The sequence below is a fragment of the Kitasatospora sp. NPDC051984 genome (genome assembly GCF_044593455.1).
Taxonomy (GTDB): Bacteria; Actinomycetota; Actinomycetes; order Streptomycetales; family Streptomycetaceae; genus Kitasatospora.
On the sequence record NZ_JBIUCB010000022.1, the window covers coordinates 19,182 to 42,174 of the forward strand.

General features: G+C 73.1%; 17 protein-coding genes. 12 read left to right on the forward strand and 5 right to left on the reverse strand.

All coding sequences use genetic code 11. The annotated features are described in order from the left end of the window. Window positions 1-1,432, forward strand: a 1,432-nt coding sequence (locus tag ACIHEI_RS30170; RefSeq protein ID WP_396608929.1) for an MFS transporter, incomplete at its 5' end; no start/stop codon positions are given. 20 nt (window positions 1,433-1,452) lie between these two features. Here ACIHEI_RS30170 and ACIHEI_RS30175 read toward each other — a convergent pair. Next, entirely contained in the window at window positions 1,453-2,478 is a 1,026-nt protein-coding gene (locus tag ACIHEI_RS30175; protein ID WP_396608930.1) for an NlpC/P60 family protein, read from the reverse strand. A gap of 135 nt (window positions 2,479-2,613) precedes the next feature. Between ACIHEI_RS30175 and ACIHEI_RS30180 the strand changes: the two genes are divergently transcribed. Together ACIHEI_RS30180 and ACIHEI_RS30185 are read left to right on the forward strand one after the other, a co-directional pair. Next, window positions 2,614-3,009, forward strand: a complete 396-nt coding sequence (locus tag ACIHEI_RS30180) for a BlaI/MecI/CopY family transcriptional regulator (protein WP_392944895.1) — start codon at window positions 2,614-2,616, stop codon at window positions 3,007-3,009. Beyond that, complete coding sequence (locus tag ACIHEI_RS30185; RefSeq protein ID WP_387635347.1) at window positions 3,006-3,908, forward strand: M56 family metallopeptidase; 903 nt, start codon at window positions 3,006-3,008, stop codon at window positions 3,906-3,908. Before ACIHEI_RS30180 ends, ACIHEI_RS30185 begins: the two co-directional genes overlap by 4 nt. 57 nt (window positions 3,909-3,965) lie before the next feature. On the opposite strand, the gene ACIHEI_RS30190 is transcribed toward ACIHEI_RS30185, so the two are convergent. Further along, on the reverse strand, window positions 3,966-4,751 hold the full coding sequence (locus tag ACIHEI_RS30190) for a VOC family protein (protein ID WP_396608931.1): 786 nt from the start codon (window positions 4,749-4,751) through the stop codon (window positions 3,966-3,968). A gap of 195 nt (window positions 4,752-4,946) precedes the next feature. Between ACIHEI_RS30190 and ACIHEI_RS30195 the strand changes: the two genes are divergently transcribed. Together ACIHEI_RS30195 and ACIHEI_RS30200 are read left to right on the forward strand one after the other, a co-directional pair. Beyond that, window positions 4,947-5,507: a DUF421 domain-containing protein gene (locus ACIHEI_RS30195; protein ID WP_396608932.1), complete on the forward strand. Its 561-nt coding sequence runs from the start codon at window positions 4,947-4,949 to the stop codon at window positions 5,505-5,507. A 230-nt stretch (window positions 5,508-5,737) separates the two neighbouring features. Continuing rightward, window positions 5,738-7,693, forward strand: coding sequence for an APC family permease (locus ACIHEI_RS30200; protein WP_396608983.1), 1,956 nt, complete (start codon window positions 5,738-5,740; stop codon window positions 7,691-7,693). 51 nt (window positions 7,694-7,744) lie between these two features. Here ACIHEI_RS30200 and ACIHEI_RS30205 read toward each other — a convergent pair whose 3' ends face one another. Next, entirely contained in the window at window positions 7,745-9,073 is a 1,329-nt protein-coding gene (locus tag ACIHEI_RS30205) for a glycosyltransferase (protein ID WP_396608933.1), read from the reverse strand. A 192-nt stretch (window positions 9,074-9,265) separates the two neighbouring features. Between ACIHEI_RS30205 and ACIHEI_RS30210 the strand changes: the two genes are divergently transcribed. The 5 genes from ACIHEI_RS30210 (at window position 9,266) to lpdA (ending at window position 16,702) form a co-directional block, all read left to right on the forward strand. Then, on the forward strand, window positions 9,266-9,544 hold the full coding sequence (locus tag ACIHEI_RS30210; protein ID WP_396608934.1) for a CopG family transcriptional regulator: 279 nt from the start codon (window positions 9,266-9,268) through the stop codon (window positions 9,542-9,544). Further along, entirely contained in the window at window positions 9,541-9,960 is a 420-nt protein-coding gene (locus ACIHEI_RS30215) for a hypothetical protein (protein ID WP_396608935.1), read from the forward strand. The genes ACIHEI_RS30210 and ACIHEI_RS30215 overlap by 4 nt, the downstream gene beginning before the upstream one ends. 108 nt (window positions 9,961-10,068) lie before the next feature. After that, window positions 10,069-13,914: a Pls/PosA family non-ribosomal peptide synthetase gene (locus ACIHEI_RS30220; RefSeq protein ID WP_396608936.1), complete on the forward strand. Its 3,846-nt coding sequence runs from the start codon at window positions 10,069-10,071 to the stop codon at window positions 13,912-13,914. After that, window positions 13,911-15,218, forward strand: a complete 1,308-nt coding sequence (locus ACIHEI_RS30225) for a M1 family metallopeptidase (RefSeq protein WP_396608937.1) — start codon at window positions 13,911-13,913, stop codon at window positions 15,216-15,218. The genes ACIHEI_RS30220 and ACIHEI_RS30225 overlap by 4 nt, the downstream gene beginning before the upstream one ends. Window positions 15,219-15,295: 77 nt before the next feature. Continuing rightward, window positions 15,296-16,702, forward strand: coding sequence for a dihydrolipoyl dehydrogenase (gene lpdA, locus ACIHEI_RS30230; RefSeq protein WP_392944878.1), 1,407 nt, complete (start codon window positions 15,296-15,298; stop codon window positions 16,700-16,702). A gap of 67 nt (window positions 16,703-16,769) precedes the next feature. Here lpdA and ACIHEI_RS30235 read toward each other — a convergent pair whose 3' ends face one another. Then, window positions 16,770-17,417 carry a hypothetical protein gene (locus ACIHEI_RS30235; protein ID WP_396608938.1) on the reverse strand — a complete coding sequence of 216 codons (648 nt, stop codon included), beginning with the start codon at window positions 17,415-17,417 and terminating at the stop codon, window positions 16,770-16,772. A 542-nt stretch (window positions 17,418-17,959) separates the two neighbouring features. Between ACIHEI_RS30235 and lanKC the strand changes: the two genes are divergently transcribed. Then, window positions 17,960-20,701: a class III lanthionine synthetase LanKC gene (gene lanKC / locus ACIHEI_RS30240; protein WP_387635324.1), complete on the forward strand. Its 2,742-nt coding sequence runs from the start codon at window positions 17,960-17,962 to the stop codon at window positions 20,699-20,701. Then, complete coding sequence (locus ACIHEI_RS30245; RefSeq protein WP_396608939.1) at window positions 20,698-21,990, forward strand: MFS transporter; 1,293 nt, start codon at window positions 20,698-20,700, stop codon at window positions 21,988-21,990. The genes lanKC and ACIHEI_RS30245 overlap by 4 nt, the downstream gene beginning before the upstream one ends. A 47-nt stretch (window positions 21,991-22,037) precedes the next feature. Here the strand turns inward: ACIHEI_RS30245 and ACIHEI_RS30250 are convergent, their stop codons facing one another. Next, on the reverse strand, window positions 22,038-22,856 hold the full coding sequence (locus tag ACIHEI_RS30250; protein ID WP_392944870.1) for a BTAD domain-containing putative transcriptional regulator: 819 nt from the start codon (window positions 22,854-22,856) through the stop codon (window positions 22,038-22,040). Window positions 22,857-22,993: the final 137 nt, after the last annotated feature.

Here is a 22,993-nt window from a genome sequence, read left to right on the forward strand (position 1 = left end):
CCAGGCGCTCCGCCGCGCCGTCCGTCCCCGCCCAGGCGCTCCGCCGCGCCGTCCGTCCCCGCCCAGGCGCTCCGCCGCGCCGTCCGTCCCCGCCCAGGCGCTCCGCCGCGCCGTCCGTCCCCGCCCAGCCGTGATCAACGCCCAGGAGTACCACGTGAGTCAGACCGGCACGCTGTCCCCCGACGACCTTCAGGAGGAAACCACCCCCGACCGTCGGCCCTGGCTGGTGCAACGAGGGTTACTCCTCGAGTCCGGCCCCCAGCGCAGGCTGGCACTCGGGGGCTTCATCAACCAGCTCGGCACCGCGGCCTTCCTGGCCACGGCGCCGCTGTACGCGCTGCGGGTGATCGGCCTGCCGATCGGTCAGGTCGGCCTCGGCCTCGGGGTCGCCGGCGTGGTCGGCCTGCTCGCCGGCCCGCCCGTCGGGCACCTCGCCGACCGGCGCGGCCCGGACGGCGTCTTCCTGGTCACGCTGTTGATCCAGGCCGTGGCCATGGTGTCGCTGCTGTTCGCCCACTCGTTCGTGGCGTTCATGGTGGCGGTGGCGGTGACCGACCTGGCCGGCGCCTCGGGGGGTGCGGCGCGCGGCCCGATGATCCGCCGGTTCGGCGGTGACGAGGTGCCGAAGTTCCGTTCCTACCTGCGCTCGGTCGCCTTCCTGGCCAGCACCTTCGGCGCGCTGGCCGCCGGTGCGGTGATCCAGCTCGACTCCGGCTCCGCCTACCGGGCGCTCATCCTCGCCAACGCCCTGACCTTCGTCGGCTGCGCGGCCGTCGTGCTCCGGCTGCCCAGGCTGGAGCCGCTGCCGGCCTCGACCGGGTCGGACCGGTGGCTCGCGCTGAAGGACAGGCCGTACATGGCGTTCGTCGTGCTGGACGGCATCCTGTGGATCCAGGGCGAGGTGGTGACCTACGCGCTGCCGCTGTGGGTGGTCCTGCACACCCACGCACCGCGCTGGTTCACCGGCGTCGCGCTCGCCGTCAACACCGTGATGGTGGTCCTCCTGCAGATCCGCACCAGCCGCGGGATCAAGGGCGGCCAGGTCGCCGGCCGGGCCACCCGGCGCGCCGGGCTGGCGTTCCTGGTCGGCATGGCGGTCATCGCGATGGCCCCGGGCCTGCCCGGCTGGGCCGCCGCGGCGATCATGACGGCCGGCGTCGCCGTCCATACCGTGGGTTCGCTGTGGCACGCGGCCGGGTCGATGGAGCTGCGGTTCCGGCTGGCCCCCGCACACGCGCAGGGACAGTACTCCGGCGTGTTCGGCATCGGCATGGGTCTCTGCTACACCGTCGCCCCCGGTCTGCTCGGCCTGCTCTGCCTGAGCTGGGGCGCCCCCGGCTGGCTGGTCATGGGCGGCGTCTTCGTCGCAGCCGGCCTGGCCATGCCGTTCGTGGTCCGGTGGGCCGGACAGTCCCGGGAACTCAACAGCTGACCTCGCGCACTCGGGCCCGGTCAGGGGCGGACGGCGCCCATGTACGGCATCACGTCCATGTCGACGATCTCGATGTTCTTGCCGGTGCGGGGGGCGTGCAGGAGCTTGCCGTTGCCGATGTAGATGCCGACGTGGTGCAGGTCGTTGTAGTAGAAGAGCAGGTCGCCGGGCTGGATGTCGGCCTTCGCGATGCGCTTGCCCACGTTCCACTGGTCCTGCGAGACGCGGGGGAGGCCGACGCCGCCGGCCCGGAAGGCGGCCTGGGTGAGGCCCGAGCAGTCGAAGGAGTTGGGGCCGGTGGCGCCCCAGCCGTAGGGCTTGCCGATCTGGGCGTACGCGAAGTCCAGGATCGCCTTGACCTGGCCGGTGGCGGGGCCGGTGTAGGTCTGGCCGCGGGCCGAACTGCGGGACGCCGCCTGGTTGTTGTCGCCGAGGACGCGGGCCCGGTCGGCGGCCTTGAGGCCGGCCAGGACGCGGCTCGCCTCGGCCAGGTTCTTCTGCACCTCGGTCTTCTTCGCCGCCATGGCGCTGCGGGCCTGCTCCAACTCGGCCAGCTTGTCGGCGGTTTCGGCCCGGTCCTGGTTGATCGACTGCTGGAGCCGCAGCGCGCTGCGCAGCGCGTCGGCCTGCTGTTCGCCGGCCATGTCCTGGAGTCCGGCCCGGCTCAGGTACTCGTCGGGGGAGGAGCTGAGCATCAGCTGCATGCTCGGGTCGATGCCGCCGCCGCGGTACTGGTCGGCGGCCAACGCGCCCAGGGTTTCCTGGAATTTCAGGATCTTCTCCTGCTGTTCGGCCAGCCGGTCCTGCAACTTCCCGGCCTGGTCCTGGAGTTGCTTGGCCCGCTCGTCCACCTTGTTGTACTGCTCGGTGGCCGCCTCGGCGTCCTCGTACAGGGCGTCGACCTTCGCCTTGACCTGGTCGGTGTTGCCGGTGCCGGGTTCGGCCCAGGCCGTGGTGGTGGGCAGCAGGACGGCGGCGCCGGCCGCCGCGCCGAGGACGGCCGTCCTGGTGCGTCCGGCGGGCCGGGGGCGGCGGTGCGTTCCCATCGCTGCGTCTCTCCTCAGAACTCCGGGGGCTGAACTACGAGACAACTTAGTAGTTCAGTAGAACGAGCGGCAAGCCACCCCGCGCCCACTACGATGAGCCGGACCACCCGGTGACCCGAAAAGGACGGAACGGCAGTGCGCAGACTCGGCGACCTGGAGGCGGAGATCATGGACCGCCTGTGGACCTGGGACCGCCCCGCCACCGTCCGCGAGATCGTCGACGACCTCAACCGCTCCCGGCCGCTCGCGTACACCACCGTGATGACGGTCGCCGACATCCTGTACCGCAAGGGCATGCTGCGCCGCGAGAAGTCCGGCCGGGCCTGGAACTACCGGCCCACCTGCACCCGCGAGGCGTACAGCGCCGCCCTGATGCGCGACGTCCTCGGCGAAAGCCCCAACCCCACCGGTGCCCTCGCCCACCTGGTCGAACAGCTCACCCCGGCCGAACTCGACGCGCTGCGCGCCGCCATCGACTCCGTCGACCGCGACCAGCCGGGCGCCAACGGCGCACCCGGGAGCGGCCGGTGACCGCCGCGTTCGCGCTGTTCGGGTACGCGCTGCTGGTCGGCGTGCTCGCCCCGCTGCCACTGGCCAGGGCGCGCTGGACGCACCGCGCGCCCCGGCTGGCCGTCGCGCTCTGGCAGGGGCTGGCGCTGTCCTTCCTCACCGCGCTGGTGCTGGCCGTCCACCACGTGGCCGTCCCGGGCGGCCACCTGCACCTCGGGCTGGTCGGCCTGATGCACCTGTGCGGCGTCGACCACCCCGCCGGGCCGACGCTCGACAGCGGCTGGCGGCTGCTGCTGCCCGCCGCGGCCGCGCTGTGGCCGCTCGGCCGGTTCGCCGCCGTGCTGGCCCGCGCCGCCCGGCACCGGCGCCGCCACCGCACGGTGCTCGACCTGGTCGCCGCCCGCGACCCGCGGCTCGGCGCGCACGTCCTCGACCACCACATCCCCGCCGCGTACTGCCTGCCCGGCCGCCGCTCCCGGATCGTGCTCACCCGCGGCGCCCTCGACGTCCTGACGGACGCTCAACTCGCCGCCGTCCTCGCCCACGAGCGCGCCCACGTCACCGGCCGCCACCACCTGGCCCGCACCGCCGCGGACGCGCTCGCCGCCGCGTTCCCGTTCCTCCCGCTGGCCCGCCTCGCCGCCCGGGAGACCCCGCTGCTGCTGGAGATGGCCGCCGACGACCGGGCCGTGCGCCGCCACCCGCGCGCCGTGCTCGCCGCCGCCATGTACCGGGTGGCCGGCGGCCAGGTCCCGCAGGCCGCGTTCGCCGCCGGCGGCCCCGCCGCGCTGCTCCGGGTCCGCCGCCTGCTCGCCCCCGCCACCGCCCCGCACCCCGCGCTGCGCGCCGCCGCCGCGCTCACCACGGCTGCCGCGCCCGTCCTGCCGCTGCTGTTCACCTGCGGCCCGGTGCTGCCCTGAACGCGGGAAAGCCGCCCGCCCCGGACGGACCGGGACGGGCGGCTTCCGGTGAGCGCGTCAGGACTGCATCGGCTTCGGCTTGATCATCGCGAACGGCGCGCCCTGCGGGTCGGCGACCACCGTCATCCGGCCGGCCATCATGTCGAACGGCGGGACCAGCACGGTGCCCTTGCGCTTGACCAGCGCGTCCACGGTGGAGTCGACGTCGTCCACCGCGAAGTACGTCAGCCAGTGCGCCGGAGTGCCGGGCGGGTCGTTCTTGAGCAGCGTGGCACCGCCGACCGCGCGGCCGCCGACCTCCAGCGCCCAGTAGTCCTTCGCGCCTTCCATCGGCTTGATCTCGATGCCGAACGCCTCGCCGTAGAAGGCGGTGGCCGCCGGGATGTCGCTGGTGTGCAGCTCGTTCCAGACCACCGCGCCGGCCTCGTTGACCACCTTGGCGCCGGCGAACTCGAGGGCCTGCCACACGCCGAACACCGCGCCCTGCGGGTCCTGGGCGATCAGCATCCGGCCGAGCTTGCCGACATCCATCACCGGGGCCACCAGCGTGCCGCCGGCCCGGACGATCGCGTCCTGGGTGGCCTGCGCGTCATTGGTGGCCAGGTAGCCGGTCCACACGGTGGGCGGCTCCGGCTGGCCCTCGGGCGCCATCGCCGGGCCGATCCCGGCGACGGCCCTGCCGTCCAGCTCGCAGACCGCGTACCCGCCGAACTCGGCCGGGCCGGGCTTGCCCTGCCAGCCGAACAGGTCGCGGTAGAAGTCCAGCGCCGCCTGCTGGTCCTTCGCCATCAGATCGACCCAGCACGGGGTGCCGGTCTTGTACGGTTCGGTGACTTCTGGCATCTCTCGCTCTTTCCGGTGAGGCGTTCCGGTGCTCCCCCGCAAGTCACCCTCGCCGCGCGGCCCGCGATCCGCCACCGGAGGGCGCGCCCGCCGGGCGGGTGCGGCGGCGGGGCCGTGCCGGGGATGGGCCGTCCGGGGGAGTGCCGGGCGTGGGGGCCGGACCGGCTGATCGCGCCGGTGCCTACCGTGGCGGGCATGTGGCAAGACATGTTCCAGGCGGGGATCTCGTACGGCGAGAAGACGCTGCGCACCGTGCTGGTGTACCTGGCGCTGCTCGCGCTGCTGCGGGTGGTCGGCAAGCGCGGGCTCGCCCAGCTGAACACCTTCGACCTGGTGGTCATGCTGCTGCTGTCGAACGTGGTGCAGAACGCGGTGATCGGGAACGACAACTCGCTGATCGGCGGCCTGTACGGGGCGCTGGTGCTGCTGGTCACGGACTGGGTGCTGGTGAAGCAGGCGGCCCGCTGGGACTGGTTCAACCGGCTGCTGGACGGGACGCCGACGGTGCTGGGCCAGGACGGCGGGTACGACCTGCGGGCGATCACCCGGGAGGGCATCCGGGTGCCCGATCTGGACGTGGCGATCCGGCACCAGGGCGGCGACGGGGTGGAGGAGACCTCGCTGATCGTGCTGGAGCCGGGCGGCACCCTGCTGGTGAAGCTGAAGGACGGCGACCAGGTCGCCGACAAGAACGACGTGGCGGCGATCAGGGCTGCGCTGGCCGCCATCGAGTCCCGGTTGCCGGCCGCGCGGTGAGTGTTTTGTCCCGGTTTGTGGCGGTACCGGCGAGACATTGACGAATCCTTAACGGCAGCCTTTACGGCCGAAATGCCTTCGATTCGATCATCTGCACGGCCTCTGGCCTGCGGAAATGCGGGAAATCCAGTCATCGGACAGGCTGCTTGTCTTAACGGCAGGGGCGCATACGCTCCCGTGCTGTGTTCAACCTCCCCCAGGCGCTCAAGCGCCTTGTGATCGGCCGGGCCATGCGCAGCGAGGAGCTCGGCGAGACGCTGCTCCCCAAGCGGCTCGCGCTGCCGATCTTCGCGTCCGACCCGCTCTCCTCGGTCGCCTACGCGACCGGCGAGATCCTGCTCGTCCTCACCGTCGGCGGCACCGCCTTCCTCTACCTCACCCCGTGGGTCGCCGCCGGCGTGGTCGGACTGATGGCCGTGGTGGTGATGTCCTACCGGCAGGTGGTGCACGCCTACCCGAGCGGCGGCGGCTCGTACGAGGTGGTCTCCCGCAACCTCGGCGCCAACTCCGGCCTGGTGGTGGCCGCTTCACTGCTGGTCGACTACGTGATGACGGTCGCCGTCTCGGTGGCGTCCGGCGTCGACAACATCATCTCCGCGTTCGGCTCGCTCGCCGACCACCGGGTGGCGCTGGCCGTCGGCTTCGTGGCACTGCTGACCGCGATGAACCTGCGCGGCGTCCGCGAATCCGGGCGGGCGTTCGCCGCCCCCACCTACCTGTTCATCGGCGGCATCCTGCTGATGGTCGTCACCGGCCTGATCCGGCTCGCCTTCGGCGACAGCCCGCAGGCCCCCACCGCGGCCCTCGGCGTCACCGCCGTGGACGGCAAGGACACCCTGCAAGGGCTCGGCCTGCTGATGCTCGGCCTGCGCGCCTTCGCCTCCGGCTGCACCGCGCTCACCGGCGTCGAGGCGATCTCCAACGGCGTGCCCGCGTTCCGCGCCCCCAAGTCCCGCAACGCCGCCGCCACCATGGCCGTGATGGGCATCGTCGCGGTGGTGATGTTCGCCGGCGTCACGCTGCTCGCCCTCACCTCGCACGTCCACTACGTCGAGGACGCCTGCCAGCTGACCGGCCTCGCCGGGGACTGCCACACGTACACCCAGCAGACCGTGATCGCCCAGCTCGCCGCGACCGTCTTCGGCGGCTCCGACACGCTGCTGTTCTACTTCATCCAGGCAGTGACGGCACTGGTGCTGATCCTGGCCGCGAACACCGCGTTCAACGGGTTCCCGCTGCTCGCCTCGATCCTCGCCCAGCACCGCTACCTGCCCCGGCAGATGCACACCCGCGGCGACCGGCTGGCCTTCTCCAACGGCATCATCGCGCTCGCGGTGGTGGCCGGCGGGCTGCTCTGGTTCTACAAGGCGGACGTCACCAGCCTGATCCACCTGTACATCCTCGGCGTGTTCACCTCCTTCACGCTCTCCCAGATCGGCATGGTCCGGCACTGGAACCGGGCGCTGGCCGAGGAACGCGACCCGGCGGTCCGGGCCGCCGCGCAGCGCTCCCGGCTGATCAACGGGCTGGGCGCCGTCACCACCGCGCTGGTGCTGGTCATCGTCCTGATCACCAAGTTCACCCAGGGCGCGTGGCTGGCCGTGGTCGCCGCACTGCTGCTCTGGCTCACCATGCGGGGCATCCGCCGGCACTACGACCACGTCGCGGCGGAACTCGCCGTCGAGGACGTCGCCGCGGAGAGCTCCCGCCCCCGGCAGGTGCACGCCGTGGTGCTGGTCTCCAAGCTCCACAAGCCGACGCTGCGGGCCCTGGGCTACGCGGAGGCGTTCCGGCCGGACACCGTCGAGGCGGTCACGGTGGACGTCGAACCCGAGGCGACGGCGGAACTGCGCGGGCAGTGGGAGACGAGCGGTCTGGACGTTCCGCTGCGGGTCCTGGAGTCGCCGTTCCGCGAGATCACCAAGCCGGTGGTCACGCACGTGCGGGAGCTCAAGGAGGCGTGGCCGGGGGACGCGGTGGCCGTGTTCATCCCCGAGTACGTGGTGGGCCGGTGGTGGGAGAACCTGCTGCACAACCAGTCCGCGCTGTGGCTGAAGAGCCGCCTGCTGTTCACGCCCGGCGTGATGGTCATATCGGTGCCGTGGCAGCTGACCTCGGCGAACCGGCGCGGCGACCGCCCGGCCGTCAGCGCGCCGGGCGCGGTGCGCCGGGGCGAGGGGCGGTAGTACACGCGGAGGAGCCCCCGTACCGCCGGGGGCTCGACTCGCGCGCGGGGATCAGGCCCCGCCGGGCCCGGTCGCCAGGTCGGCGATCAGCGACAGCGCGTCGTACTGGGCCAGTTCGGAGCGCAGGGCGTGCGCCCGCTCGCGGAAGGCCGGGTCGTCCAGCACCTTGTCCACGGCGGCGCTCAGCTGCTCGGCGCTCGGGCGGGCGGTGCGCAGGTTGACGCCGGTGCCGCTCCACTCGACGCGGGCCGCGACCTCCGGCTTGTCCTCGGTCTCCCCGGCGACCACCAGCGGGACGCCGTGCCCGAGTGCCGCCTGGACACCGCCGTAGCCGCCGTTGGTGACCAGCAGGTCGGCGAACGGCAGCAGGGCGTCGAAGGGGATGTAGCCGGTGGCGATGGCATTGGCGGGAATCCCCGGCAGATCGGACATCGCGCCGCGCAGCGCCTGCGCACCGTCCGGACGCGCGGTGGCGGCCACCACCAGGAGGTCCCGGCGTTCGGCGAGGGCCCGCACGGTGGGGGCGGCCAGTTCGGTGAGGTCGACGTTGGCCAGGGTGCCCTGGGTGACCACGACGATCCGGCGGCCCGCGGCGCGGGCGAAGGACAGGGCGGACCACCACTCGGGCTGCCACGGGTCGCGGCCGGCCGGCAGCGGAAGGGCGCCGACGAAGGAGACGTTGGCCGGCAGATCGCTGCGCGGGTACTCGAAACCGGGAACGGTCAGCTGGAGGTAGTGGTCGGCGGCCTCGGTCCGGACCCGCCCGCTCGGCCCCGCGGGCAGCCGCACCCCGGCCGCCGCGAAGACGCCGGACAGGTATTCATGGACCGGCCGGGTGCGCTCCTCCAGACCCTCCGCCAGCGCGGCGTACCGGGCACGCTCCTCCTCGTCGACGGGCGGCAGCAGGCCGAGCAGGTGCGGGGCGGTGTCCCTGCTCGGCACGCCGAGCGGGGAGACGCCGATGCTCAGGACGGTGGGCCGGTCGGCGGCGGGTGCGGAGAGGGCCAGTGCCACGCCGCCCAGGAAGAGGTTGTCGTGGATGACGGCACTGGCCGGGAATTCCGCCAACAACTGGCGCAGAGATCGGAGTTGGTCGGGCAGCGGGTCACCGAAGACATGCATGACATCCCAGGCCACCCGCGCAGGACCGGGCGGCACGGACCGGCGGGCCGGGAAACTCGCGTCGAAGTCCCGCTCGTCGTAGTCGGCCTCGGGCGGCAGCGGATGGAACACCGCACCGGCGGCGCCGGCCCGCTCGGCGAAACGCGCGCCACCGAGGAAGACCACCTCGTGACCGATCCCGACGAGGTGGGCGGCTATCCGCAGCAACGGGCCGGTGTGCCCGGTCACGGGCGTGGCGGCAACGAGGATCCTGCTCATCGGGTTTCAGCTCCTGGCAGTCGGAGTGGACATGGAAAGCGAGGCCGGGCCCGCCCCCGGAGGGCGCAGACCACGGCAGGGCCGGGCGAGGGACAGCCAGTCTCGGAGGCAGGACTCGACACTTGGTGAACACGGCGGGGCAGGGCCCGGAAGGCTCTGCCATCCTGGAACATGGCGAGTACGGTGCCTTGTATGGCATCCAAGAAGGTCACCGTCACCCTCCCCGAAGAGCTGCTGGACGAGATCCGCGCGGACACTGCGGAGCGCGGCCTTTCCGCGTACGTTGCCGACGCGCTCCGCGCCAAGCGTGACCGCGACCGGTTGGTGGAACTGGTCGCATGGCTGGAGGAGGAGCACGGGCCGGTTGGCGGTGACGAACGGGCTGCCGCCTATGCGGAGCTGGACGACCTGGATGCGGAGCACGACCGGCGCCGGCTCGCCCGCAGCGAGAGCGGCGGGGCGGCCGCGTGAAGAAGCGGGGTGAGGAAGCCCGGCGGCTGCGGGTCTTCGTGCTGGACTGTGAGGCCCTGTCGCTCGCGGTCCGTGGTGATCGCATGATGATCGCCCGGTTCGATCTCGCTGCCCGCGGCGAGGCGGAGATCGTCACCTCGCCCATGACTCTGGTCGAGGCGTACGACGCGCGGACCACGGAACAGCGCTGGGACTGGGTGCTGTCCCGGGTGAACGTCGCCGAACTGGGCCGGGACGAGGCGCGGCAGGCACGTCGGCTGCTCGCGGGCGCCGGCCTGCACGGGCACGAGTACACGATCGACGCCATGCTCGCGGTGGTGGCGCTGGGGCAGCGAGGCCAGGTGACGGTGTTCACGTCCGACCCGGAGGATCTGGAGAGGCTGCTGCCCGACCACGTCGTGGTGGTAAAGGTCTGACAAGTCCCCGCGCCCCTGGTGTCGCTTCCCCGTTTGCTCAGATTTTCCCGGGTTGTCACGTTCCCGATGCTTATGGTTGACCGCCGGGGAACCCAGGACGAGGACCGTATGGCCATGATCACCGATTCCGAGCCCGCATTGTTCCGTGCCCGCCCTGCGGGCCCGCCTCGGACGTTGGTGGATGTGTTGGCGGCGACGGCGGCCGCGTTTCCGCAGGAGCCCGCGTTGGACGACGGGCGGCAGGTGTTGAGTTATGCCGCGTTGCTGGGCGAAGTGGAGCGGGTGCGGGGGCAGTTGGCGGGGGCCGGGGTCGGGTCGGGGGACCGGGTCGGGGTGCGGGTGCCGTCGGGTGGGAACGAGCTGTACGTGGCGATCCTGGGGGTGCTCGCTGCGGGGGCGGCGTATGTGCCGGTGGACTTCGAGGATCCGGACGAGCGGGCCGAGCTGGTGTTCGGCGAGGCGGACGTCAACGCGGTGATCGGGGCGGACGGGCGGCTGGAGAAGGTGAAGCCGTCCGGTCACGAGGCCGTCCCGCCGGGGCCGGAGCACGACGCGTGGATCATTTTCACGTCCGGTTCGACGGGGAAGCCCAAGGGCGTGGCGGTGACGCACCGCAGTGCGGCGGCGTTCGTGGACGCCGAGGCGGCGATGTTCCTGCAGGAGGAGCCGATCGGGCCGGGGGACCGGGTGATGGCGGGGCTGTCGGTGGCGTTCGACGCGTCCTGCGAGGAGATGTGGCTGGCGTGGCGGCACGGCGCGTGCCTGGTGCCGGTGCCGCGCGCGCAGGTGCGCAGCGGCGCGGACCTGGGGCCGTGGCTGGCCGAGCAGGAGATCACCGTCATCTCCACGGTGCCGACGCTGGCCGCGCTGTGGCCGGCCGAGGCGTTGAACGAGGTGCGGCTGCTGATCTTCGGCGGTGAGGCGTGCCCGCCGGAGCTGGCGGAGCGGCTGGTCACCGAGGGCCGCGAGGTGTGGAACACCTACGGCCCGACCGAGGCGACCGTCGTCGCGTGCGGGGCGCTGCTGAGCGGTGCGGCCCCGATCCGGATCGGACTGCCGCTGGACGGCTGGGAGTTGGCGGTCGTCGACGAGGCGGGCGTGCCGGTGCCGATGGGTGGCAGCGGGCAGCTGGTGATCGGCGGGGTCGGCCTGGCCCGGTACCTGGACCCGGTGAAGGACGCCGAGAAGTACGCGCCTCTCACCTCGCTGGGCTGGGAGCGGGCGTACCGCAGCGGCGACCTGGTGCGGGCGGAACCCGAGGGGCTGGTGTTCCTCGGGCGGGCCGACGAGCAGATCAAGCTGGGCGGCCGGCGGATCGAACTGGGCGAGGTGGACGCGGCGTTGCAGGCGCTGCCCGCCGTGTCCGGTGCGGCGGCGGCCGTGCGGACGGCGCGCGGCGGCAATCAGCTGCTGGTCGGGTACCTGGTGGCTCAGGAGGGCTTCGACCGCGAGGCTGCGGTGGCGCGGCTGCGGGCCGAGCTGCCCGCCGCGCTGGTGCCGCTGCTGGCCACCGTCGAGCACCTGCCGACCCGGACGTCCGGCAAGGTCGACCGGGACGCGCTGCCCTGGCCGCTGCCGGATCTGGAGACGTCCGGTCCGGCCGAGGAGCTGTACGGCACGGAGGCGTGGCTGGCCGAGCAGTGGGCGCAGATCCTCGGCACGCCGGTGCGAAGTGCAGGCGACGACTTCTTCGCCATCGGCGGTGGTTCGCTCGCCGCCGCCCAGCTCACGACGCTGCTGCGCGGCCGCTACCCGGCGGTGTCGGTGCTCGACATCTACCAGCAGCCGACGCTGCGCAAGCTGGCCCGGCTGCTGGAGAAGTCCGCGCAGTCCGGGGGAGCGGTGCGCACCGTCGAGCCGACGCCGCGCCGCGCCCAGGCCCTGCAACTGCTGCTGATGCTGCCGCCGGTCACCCTGATCGGCCTGCGCTGGTCGCTGCTGCTGGCCGTGCTCGGCACCGTGCTGCACCTGGTCGGCGACTACCCGTGGGCCCCGACCGCGCCGTGGTGGCTGCTGGTGGCCGGTGTGGCGCTGCTGTACTCGGCGCCCGGCCGGCTGGCGATCGCCGCCGGCAGCGCACGGCTGCTGCTGCGCGGCGTCCGCCCCGGCACGTACCCGCGCGGCGGCAGCGTGCACCTGCGGCTGTGGGCCGCCGAGCGGATCGCCGAGGCGTCGGGGGCGGTGCAGCTGTCCGGGTCCTGGCTGGTGCGGTACGCCCGGGCGCTGGGCTGCCGGGTCGCCGCGGACGCGGACCTGCACTCGCTGCCGCCGGTGACGGGCCTGCTGCGGCTCGGCAAGGGCTGCGCGATCGAGAACGAGGTCGACCTGTCCGGCTACTGGCTGGACGGCGACCGGCTGGAGATCGGTGCGCTGCGGATCGGCGCGGGCGCGGTGGTCGGCACCCGGTCGACGCTGCTGCCCGGCGCGAAGATCGGCAAGCGGGCGGAGGTCGCGCCCGGCTCCGGCGTCACCGGGCACGTTCCGACCGGCCAGCGCTGGGCCGGCGCGCCCGCCGTGAAGACCGGCAAGGCCGAACGCGGCTGGCCGAAGGAACGCCCCCGCCGTTCGGCCCGCTGGGCGGCCGTGTACGGCGCGACCGGGTTCGTGCTGTCCGCGCTGCCGCTGCTGTCGGCACTGCCCGCGCTGCTGATCGCGAGCCGGTTCGTCCACCCCGGCGACGGTCTGGCGGAGGCCCTCAAGGGCGCGCTGCTCGCTCTCGTCCCGGCCACGCTCGCCTACGGGCTGGCGTACGCCGCGAAGGTGCTGATCGGGGTCCGCCTGCTGTCGCGGGGGCTGCGCACCGGGTACCACCCGCTGCACGGCCGGGTCGGCTGGCAGGCGTGGACGGTCAGCCAGTTGATGGACCTGGCCCGGGAGACGCTGTTCCCGCTGTACGCGGCGCTGATCACCCCGGTGTGGCTGCGGCTGCTCGGGATGCGGATCGGCAAGGGCGCCGAGGTGTCCACCGTCCTCGCCCTGCCCAGCCTGACCACGGTCGGCGACGGGGCGTTCCTCGCCGACGACACCCTGATCGCCCCGTACGAGCTGGGCGGCGGCTGGGTGCGGATCGGGCGGGCCGAGATCGGCGAGCGGGCGTTCCTCGGCAACTCCGGGATGACCGCGCCCGGGCGGGCCGTCCCCGACCGGGGGCTGGTCGGGGTGCTGTCGGCGACGCCGAAGAAGGCCAAGCGCGGCAGCTCCTACCTGGGCATGCCGCCGGTCAAACTGCCCCGGGCCGCCGACACCGCCGACCTGGCGCTCACCTACGAACCGCCGGCCCGGCTGCGCTGGGCGCGCGGCCTGACCGAACTGGGCCGGATCGTCCCGGTGTTCGCCTCCGCCGCCCTGGCCGTGCTGACCGCCGCCGCGCTGTGCGCGCTGGACCAGCCGCTGCTGTCCGGGCTGGTGCTGCTGGCCGCCGGGCTGGTGGCCTGCGTGGTCTCCGCCGCCGCGAAGTGGCTGCTGGTGGGCCGGTTCCGGGCGGTCGAGCACCCGCTGTGGTCCGGGTTCGTCTGGCGCAACGAGCTGGCCGACACCTTCACCGAGGTGCTCGCCGTGCCCTGGCTGATCGGCCGGGCCGCCGGCACACCGGTGATGACGCTGTGGCTGCGCTCGATCGGCGCGCGGATCGGACGCGGCGTGTGGTGCGAGACGTACTGGCTGCCCGAGGCCGACCTGGTCACCCTCGGGGACGGGGTGAGCGTCAACCGGGGCTGCGTGCTGCAGACGCACCTCTTCCACGACCGGATCATGCGGCTGGATACTGTGGAGCTCCGCGCGGGCTCCACGCTCGGCCCGGGCGGGATCGTGCTGCCCGGCAGCACCGTCGGCGAACGCACCACCCTCGGCCCGGCCTCGCTGGTGATGCGCGCCGAGACGGTACCCGCCGACACCCGCTGGCTCGGCAACCCGATCGAAGCGTGGCACTCAAGCCAGGAGGAACAGCACCGGTGAGCGGCGATCCCTACTTCCCCCGCCACGGGGACCCGCGCTACCGCGCCCACCGCTACGAACTCGCCCTCGACTACCGGCCCGGCCCCAACCGGCTGGCCGCCTCCGCCCGGATCTCCGCCATAGCGGGCCCGGAACCGCTGCGCGAGTTCACCCTCGACCTGGCCGCGTTCCGGATCGGAAAGGTGCTGGTCGACGGCAGGGCCGCGCACTACGCGCACCGCGAGGGCAAACTGCGGATCAAACCCGCCAAGGCCCTCGCCGCCGGTGCGCACTTCACCTGCGAGGTGCAGTGGTCCGGCAACCCGCGCCCGGTCCGCAGCCCCTGGGGCGGCCTCGGCTTCGAGGAGATCGAGGACGGCGCGCTGGTCGCCTCCCAGCCGATCGGCGCACCGTCCTGGTTCCCCTGCAACGACCGGCCCGCCGACAAGGCGGCCTACCAGCTGACCGTCACCACCGCGACGCCGTACACCGTGGTCACCGGCGGCCGGCTGCTCAGCCGCACCACCCGCTCCTCCGCCACCACCTGGGTGTACGAGCAGCCCGCGCCCACCGCGTCCTACCTGGTCGGGCTGGCCATCGCCCCGCTGCGCGAGTTCCCGCTGACCGAACGCGTCCCCGGCACCGTCCCGCAGATCGCCTGGGTGCCGCTCGCCCTGCAGACCGCGTTCGAGCACGACTTCGCCCGGCAGCCGCAGATGATGCGGCTGTTCGAGGAACTGTTCGGCCCGTACCCGTTCGGCGAGTACACCGTCGCCGTGGTGGACGAGGAACTCGACGTCCCCGTCGAGGCGCAGGGCATGGCCACCTTCGGCCGCAACCACGTCGACGGGCAGCGCGGCTGGGAACGCCTGGTCGCCCACGAACTCGCCCACCAGTGGTTCGGCAACAGCGTCACCATCGCCGACTGGCGGCACATCTGGCTGAACGAGGGCCTCGCCAAGTACGCCGAATGGCTGTGGTCCGAGCGCACCGGCGGCCCCACCACGCAGGCCAAGGCCGCCGAGGCCCACCGCCAACTGCGCGGCCTGCCACAGGACCTGGCCATCGGCGACCCCGGCAAGGCGCAGATGTTCGACGACCGGGTGTACGAACGCGGCGGCCTCACCGTGCACGCGCTGCGCCGCGCCCTCGGCGACGCCGCGTTCTTCCGCCTGCTGCGCGACTGGGCCACCGGGCACCGGCACGGCGTCGTCACCACCGACGACTTCGCCGCGCACGCCGCCCACTACACCGACCGCCCGCTGCGCCCGCTGCTGGACGACTGGCTGCACGTCCGCGCGCTGCCCGACCTCCCCGAGCTCTGACGGTTCGCGACCTGATCTACTGATCCCATGGCCGCGAAGCCAACGTGGTCTTCGAAGTCACCGGAGGAACGAGGAACATGAGCACGCACTACGACGTGGTCGTCCTGGGCGCCGGCCCCGGCGGCTACACCGCCGCTGTCCGCTCCGCCCAGCTCGGTCTGCGCGCCGCCGTGATCGAGGCCAAGTACTGGGGCGGCGTCTGCCTGAACGTCGGCTGCATTCCCTCCAAGGCACTGCTGCGCAACGCCGAACTCGCGCACACCGTGCTGAAGGAGGCCGACCTCTACGGCATCCAGGTCGAGGGCCAGGTCTCCTTCGACTACGGCAAGGCGTTCAGCCGCTCCCGGCAGGTCGCCGACGGCCGGGTCAAGGGCGTCCACTACCTGATGAAGAAGAACAAGATCACCGAGTACGACGGCTGGGGCACCTTCGTCGACGACCACACCCTGCAGGTCGCGCTGTCCGCCGGCGGGTTCGAGATGGTCACCTTCGACCACTGCATCATCGCCGCGGGCGCCACCACCCGGCTGCTGCCCGGCACCTCGCTCAGCGAGCGGGTCGTCACCTACGAGGAGCAGATCCTCACCGAGCAGCTGCCGGAGTCGATCATCATCGCGGGCGCCGGCGCGATCGGCGTCGAGTTCGCGTACGTGCTGCACAACTACGGCGTCAAGGTCACCGTCGTCGAGTTCCTGGACCGCATGGTGCCGCTGGAGGACGCCGACGTGTCCGCCGAACTCGCCAAGCAGTACCGCAAGTTGGGCATCCAGGTGCTCACCTCCACCCGGGTCGACGCGATCGACGACTCCGACCCGAACAAGCCGGTCCGGGTCACCGTCACCCGCGACGGCAAGCAGGAGGTGCTGGAGGCCGACAAGGTGCTCCAGGCGATCGGCTTCGCGCCGCGCACCCAGGGCTACGGCCTGGAGGTCACCGGCGTGCAGCTCACCGAGCGCGGCGCGATCGCCGTGGACGGCCGGGGCCGCACCAGCGCCGAGCACATCTTCGCGATCGGCGACGTCACCGCGAAGCTGATGCTGGCGCACGCCGCCGAGGCGATGGCCGTGGTCGCCGCCGAGACCATCGCCAAGGCCGAGACCATGGAGATCGACTTCGTCATGGTCCCGCGCGCCACCTACTGCCAGCCGCAGGTCGCGTCCTTCGGCTACACCGAGGCGCAGGCCCGCGAGCTCGGCTACGACGTGAAGGTGCAGAAGTTCCCGTTCACCGCGAACGGCAAGGCGCACGGCCTCGGCCAGCCCGTCGGCTTCGTCAAGGTGATCTGCGACAACACCCACGGCGAGCTGCTCGGCGCGCACCTGATCGGCCCCGAGGTCACCGAGCTGCTGCCCGAGCTGACGCTGGCCCAGCAGTGGGACCTCACCGTGCACGAGGTCGGCCGCAACATCCACGCCCACCCGACGCTGGGCGAGGCCGTCAAGGAGGCCGTCCACGGCCTCGCCGGTCACATGATCAACATGTAGTTCGAGTCTGTGGCGCCGCCCCGGTTCCCTTCGCTTCGCGGCGGAGGGGGCCGGGGCGGCGCCGCTTTCAGCTCTGCCGGAGCAGCACCGGCAGGCCGGACTCGAGGTGCTCGAAGAGCCGGTCGCCGTGCACGCCCGGCGCGTCGAAGATGTCGTCCTCCTCGTCGCCGCCGGTGCGCAGCACCTCCGGGACGAGGACCTCGGCGGCGGGCGGGGAGGCGACCTCGCGGCCCAGCTCGGCCAGCGCGTACGGTGCGGCGAGCACCGGGCCGGTCAGGGCGCCGCCGATCTCGTCGGGGAAGAAACCGGCCGAGAGGATCGTGACGCCGGCGTGCAGGTCGCCGCCGATCATCACCAGCTTGTCCGTCATGTGGCCGACGAACGCCCCGACCCGGACGCTCCCGCGCACCAGCAGCTTGGCGTCGCCCTCCAGGTGGATCGCCCCCGCCGTCAGGTCACCGAGCACGACCAGCGCCGGGCAGCCGTCGTCCACGTTGAGGATCGCGCCGTCCACCGTCAGATCGCCGTCGATGACGAAGCCGGTGCCGTACGGCTCGGTGGCGTCCAGGTCGAGCGCGCCCGGGACGGTCAGGCTGCCCGAGTGGACGTCGTAGGTCTCGTTGTAGAGGTTCTCGTAGCTGCTCAGCGGCAGGCCGCGGCGCTCGAAGAGCGCGACGGATTCGCCCCAACTGTGGGGCGTGGCAGTGATGTTCATGGTGCGGAGTGTGGCACGCGGAAGTGACGGCCGAGGCTTCGGAGCGCTCTCGGAGCGGGCTCGGAGCGGGCCCTGGTGTTCTTGTCTCACACCGCACCGGCCGACCGGACGGGCGGAGGGAAACCACACAGAAGAGGAGCACACCATGGCGAACGTCCTGAAGCTGCAGAAGATGGTCACCGTCGAGGGCAACCCGATCGAGGACCAGGAGTCCATCAGCGTCTCGTCCTGCGACTCGCACTCCTGCTGACCCGAAGGGGCCTGACGGGCCCCGCGGAGCACTGACGCCCCACCGCACCGGCCGACCGGACGGGCGGACGAAAGAACCCACACAGAAGAGGAGCACATCATGGCGAACGTCCTGAAGCTGCAGAAGATGGTCACCGTCGAGGGCAACCCGATCGAGGACCAGGAGTCGATCAGCGTCTCGTCCTGCGACTCGCACAGCTGCTGACCCGAAGAGGTCTCCTGGGCCCCGGCGGAGCCGCGCCGCCGGGGCCCGCCCCTTTTCCCCGCACCACCCGTACGGAAGGGAAACGCCCGTGCTCTCCTGGCAATCGCTCCAGTACTACCTCCAGTTCGACCGGCGCTGGTACGAGACCGCCGAGCGCCACCGCCCCGCCCCGGCGCACCTCGCGGCCTTCCGTGAACTCGTCCCCGACGGCTGGGCCACCCGGCGGCGCGGCCTGTGGTTCATCGCCGACCCGCCCGGCCGCAACACCCCCGCGCAGGGGTGGAAGCTGCACGTCACCGCGGCGGCGGGGGAGAGCGAGGAGGTGCTGCGGCTCGCCCTGCCGGTGCTGTTCGCGCACAACGTGGCGTTCAAGTTCCTGATCGACCCGTGGTCGGTGGAGCTGACCAGCGGCAAGACCTTCTCCCGCACCGCCAGCGGCAAGTTCATCACCGTCTACCCGGCCGACGACGCCGAATTCCACGCGGTGGGCAAGGAGTTGGCCGAGGCCCTGGAAGGCCGCACCGGCCCGTACATCCTCTCCGACCGGCGCTGGCCCGGCTCGACGGCCGTCTACTACCGCTACGGCGGCTTCGCCGCGATCAAGCGGCTGCGGGCCGACGGCATCAACGACCTGATGATCGCCACCCCGGACGGCACCCTGGTCCCCGATGTCCGCAACCCGTACTTCGAGACGCCGCCGTGGGTCACCGACCCGTTCCCGCCCGAACAGGCCGAGGAGGAAGACGCGCTGAACGGCCGTTACGTGGTGACGGGCGCGCTGATGTTCGGCAACCGGGGCGGCGTCTACCTGGCCACCGACCGGGAGACCGACGCGCAGGTGGTGCTCAAGGAGGCCCGCCCGGGCGTGCTGGTCGGGCGGCCCGGACGGGCGGCCACCGAGGTGCTGGAGAAGGAGTACCAGGTGCTGTCGGAACTCGCCGACACCGGGTACTACGTGAAGCCGCTGGACTTCTTCCACGAAGCCGGCCACGCCTTCCTGGTCGAGGAGTACGTCGACGGCCCGCACTACAGCCGCAACTGCATCGCCACCAACCCCGTGATCACCGGCAAGCTGGACGGCGAAAGCCTGCGCACCTACTACCGCACCCAGCGCGCCCTGTGGCGGCAGATCGCCGAGGCCGTCGCCGCCGCCCACCGCCGCGGCATCCTGCTCGGCGACCTCTCCTACACCAACGTGCACATCACCAAGGACGGCCGGGCCGTGCTGCTCGACCTGGAGGCCGCCGTCCGCGAGGGCATCGACCCGCACCTCGGCGTGCACACCATCGGCCTGGCCAGCCCCCGGCTGCGCGCCACCAACCGCTACGACCGGGCCAACGACTGGCACTGCCTCGGCGCGCTGATCTTCTCCTCCGTCATGGTGGTCAACAACACCATCGGCTTCCACCGCCCCGCCCAGGAACGGTTCCTGGACGCGCTCACCGAGGACCTCGCGCTGCCCGCCGAACTCGCCTCGCTGATCCGGGACCTGACCGACCCGGAGGCCGTGGACGGCGACTTCGACCCGGACGAGCTGCTGAAGCGGATCGACGCGCTGCCGTTCGACGACCCCGCGCTGTGGGCGTCCCCCGTCCCGCTCACCGAACCCGCCGACCGCCGCTACCGCGACCCCGAGGCCCTGCCCGGGCTGCGGGACGCCGACCTCGCCGCCACGGTCGAGGGAATCGCCGCCGAGATCGAGGCCGCCGCCGACGCGCAGCGCGCCGACCGGCTGTTCCCCAGCAACCCGCTGGTCCACCAGACCAACCCGCTCTCCCTCGCGTACGGCGCCACCGGCATCCTGTACGGCCTGCACCGGCTGCGCGGCAGCGTGCCCGACCGGCTGCTCGGCTGGGCGCTCGCCAAGGACGTCGACCCCGCCGCGTACCCGCCCGGCCTGTACCTCGGCCAGTCCGGCCTGGCCTGGGCGTTCGACGCGCTCGGCCACCCCGCCGTCGCCCGCGCCCTGATGGCCTCCGCCCGCCGCCACCCGCTGCGCAACGCCCTCCCCGGCATCCTGCACGGCACCGCCGGCCACGGCCTCGCCGCCCTGCACCTGTGGCACCGCCAGCACGACCCCGAACTGCTCGCCGACGCCGTCGCCGACGGCGAACACCTCGCCGCCACCGCCGTCCACGGCCCCGACGGCCCGCACTGGCCGCAGCCCATCGTCGGCGACGACCGGCTCCACACCCGGCTCGGCCACGGCCACGGCGGCAGCGGCATCGCCCTGTTCCTGCTCTACCTGCACCTCGCCACCGGCGAGGAACGCTGGTACACCCTCGGCCGCGCCGCACTCGGCCACGACCTCGCGCACGCCGCCACCCTCCCCGGCGGCACCCTCGGCTTCCCGTCCCGCACCGGCCCCGCCGAAGGCCGCACCATCCTGCGCAACTACTGGGACGAGGGCACCGCAGGCGTCTCGGTCGCCGTCGTCCGCTACCTCACCGTCCGGCCCGACGACGAGCAACTCGCCGCCGTCACCGAGGACCTGCTGCGCGACTCGGCCCGCCGCTACGCCGTCTTCCCGCACCTCGCGCACGGCCTCGCCGGACTCGGCAACGTCCTGCTCGACGCGGGCGAACTGCTCGGCGAACAGCGGTGGCTGGACGAAGCCCGCCGGGTCGCCGACGGCATCCTGCTCAGCCGGATCGAACAGGACGGCGAGATCCCCGGCGGGATCGGCTTCCCCGGCGAACAGGCCCTGCGGGAGAGCTGCGACCTGGCCACCGGCTCGATCGGCGTCGCGCTCTTCCTCGACCGGCTGCGCCTCGCCCGCCCCGGCACCCGCACCGACTTCCACTTCACCGTGGACGGACTGCTGCCGTGACCAGCGACGTGGCAACCGACGTACGACCGGCCCGGGACCGGCGCTTTCTGCGCCGGTTCCGGCTGGTCGGGGCGAACCCGAGGTTCCGGCGGCTGTGGATCGGCCAGTTCACCTCCGAACTCGGCAGCTCCATGAGCGTGCTGGCGGTCCCCCTGCTGGCCGTCGCGGTCACCGGATCGCCCGCCAAGGCCAGCCTGCTCGCCACCCTGGGCTTCCTCGCCACCTGGCTCACCGCCGCCCCCTGCGGCCAGCTCGCCGACCGGATCCCGCCGCGCCGGCTGATGCTCGCCTGCGACACCGTCCGGCTCACCGCCGTCACCGCCGTCGCCGTCACCACCTTCACCGGCGGCCCGCCGCTGTGGCTGCTCGCCGTCACCACCGTCGTCTCCGGCACCGCGATCACCGCGTTCGGGCCCGCCGCCGGGAAGATGCTGCGCACCATCGTCCCCGCCGAGCAGCTGCCCGAGGCGGTCGCCGCCAACCAGGTCCGCGGCTACAGCGCCTCCATCGTCGGCCCCGCCGCCGGCGGCGCCCTGTTCGGCCTGGCCCGGGCCGTGCCCTTCGTCGCGGACGCCATCAGCTACCTGGTCTCGCTGGCCTGCGTGCGCGGCCTGCCGTCCGGCGCCGGTGACGGCCCGACGGCCCGCGGCTGGCCCCGGCTGCGGGAAGGCCTCGCCGTCATCCGCCGCACCCCGTTCCTGCGGGCGTCCCTCGCCTACTCGGTGCCCGGCAACCTCGCCGTCTCGATGCTCATGTACATCCTGCTGCTGCGCCCCGGCGCGGCCGGCGGCGGCACCGGACTCGCGTTCAGCGCCGCCGCCGCCTGCGGACTGGTCGGCTCGCTGTTCGCCGCGGGCGCGCACCGCCGCTACGGCCTGTGGCGACTCATGGCCGGCACGGCCGCGCTGCGGCTGCTCGCCACGCTCGCCGTCGGCCTGAGCGCCGGCCGGCTCGGCCCCGCGGCGGCCCTCGCCCCCGTCCTGCTGCTCGCCCCCGTGGTCGGCGCCGCGCTCGGCACCACCACCCTGCTGGTCGTCGACTACGACGTCTACGGCCGGGTCAGCGGCACCACCTCGTTCATCGGCGGCGCGCTCCAGCCGATCGCCCCGCTGGCCGCCGGCGCACTGCTCCAACTCGGGGGCACCGGCGCGGCGCTGGGCGTGGTGGCCGCACTGTTCGGCCTGGTGCTGGTCGCGGTCCTGGCGGGACGGCAGAGCCTGGACATCAGGCTGGAGGGGAAGACCGTCGTCCCGGCGGGCCGGGGCGCGAAGCCCGCACCGGTGACATGACGACCACCCCGGCCACCGAGGTCGGCGGCCGGGGCGGTCAGGGTCTTTCAGGCGGGCTGCTTCGCCGCCCCGTGCAGTTCGGCGCTGAGCGTCGGGTCATGGATCAGGATGCGCTGGGTGAGGTGGGCGAGCTCGGGGCCGGGGTGGACGCCCAGCTCGTCGCGCAGGGTGCGGCGGGCGGTGTGCAGGACGGCCGCCGCCTCGGCCTGCCGGCCGCTGCGGTAGAGGGTGCGGGCGCGCAGGGCCCAGCCGGACTCGCGCAGCGGGGCCTCGGTGGTGAGCAGGGCGCACTCGGTGACGGCGAGATGGTGGGCGTCCAGGGTGAGCAGCGCCCAGGCGCGGATCTCCCGCGCGGTACATCGCAGTTCGGTCAGCCGCCAGCGCTCCGGGTCCAGGAAGGCCAGGTGGGCGAGGTCGGCGTAGGCCGGGCCGCGCCAGAGGACCAGGGCCAGGTCGGTGGCGGCGAGGGCCTCGGTGGGACGGTGGGCGCGATGGGCGGTGCCGGCCCGCTCGACGAGCGCGGCGAACTTCCGGGCGTCGAGCGCGTCCGGGGCGAGCCGCAGGCGGTAGCCGCCGGGCTCGTGGCGCAGCACGGCGGACTCCCGTCCGGCCGGGCGGTGGGGGTCCAGGGCGCGGCGCAGGTCGGCCACGCAGGTGTGCAGGGCGTGCCGCGGGCTGGCCGGCAGGCGGTCCTCCCAGACGGCGTCGATCAGATCCTGTTCGGGGACGACTGCGCCGCCCGCCGCGGCCAGCGCGGCCAGCACCGCGCGCGGCCGGGGCCCGCCGAGCCGCACCCGCACACCGTCGACCGTGGCGGCCATCGGGCCGAGAACCTGCACCGCTGTCTCTGTCGTGGTCGCATCCATGTACTGAGCCTGGCGCCGCCCGCCCCCTGCGCCCATTCGGCCGGACCCCCGTATTCCGCATCCCGCCCCCGGGTGCCCGCCCCCATTCCCCCGGGGGGTCGTCCGCCCCGCCGCCGGAATATGGGGGCCGGCCCCCA

Excerpts from the sequence above, each read along its gene's own strand:
- ACIHEI_RS30175 (WP_396608930.1), bottom strand. The coding sequence starts at position 2,478 with ATGGGAACGCACCGCCGCCCCCGGCCCGCCGGACGCACCAGGACGGCC.
- ACIHEI_RS30190 (WP_396608931.1), bottom strand. The coding sequence starts at position 4,751 with ATGCCAGAAGTCACCGAACCGTACAAGACCGGCACCCCGTGCTGGGTC.
- ACIHEI_RS30195 (WP_396608932.1), top strand. The coding sequence starts at position 4,947 with ATGTGGCAAGACATGTTCCAGGCGGGGATCTCGTACGGCGAGAAGACG.
- ACIHEI_RS30200 (WP_396608983.1), top strand. The coding sequence starts at position 5,738 with ATGCGCAGCGAGGAGCTCGGCGAGACGCTGCTCCCCAAGCGGCTCGCG.
- ACIHEI_RS30205 (WP_396608933.1), bottom strand. The coding sequence starts at position 9,073 with ATGAGCAGGATCCTCGTTGCCGCCACGCCCGTGACCGGGCACACCGGC.
- ACIHEI_RS30210 (WP_396608934.1), top strand. The coding sequence starts at position 9,266 with ATGGCATCCAAGAAGGTCACCGTCACCCTCCCCGAAGAGCTGCTGGAC.
- ACIHEI_RS30220 (WP_396608936.1), top strand. The coding sequence starts at position 10,069 with ATGGCCATGATCACCGATTCCGAGCCCGCATTGTTCCGTGCCCGCCCT.
- lpdA (WP_392944878.1), top strand. The coding sequence starts at position 15,296 with ATGAGCACGCACTACGACGTGGTCGTCCTGGGCGCCGGCCCCGGCGGC.
- ACIHEI_RS30235 (WP_396608938.1), bottom strand. The coding sequence starts at position 17,417 with ATGAACATCACTGCCACGCCCCACAGTTGGGGCGAATCCGTCGCGCTC.
- ACIHEI_RS30250 (WP_392944870.1), bottom strand. The coding sequence starts at position 22,856 with ATGGATGCGACCACGACAGAGACAGCGGTGCAGGTTCTCGGCCCGATG.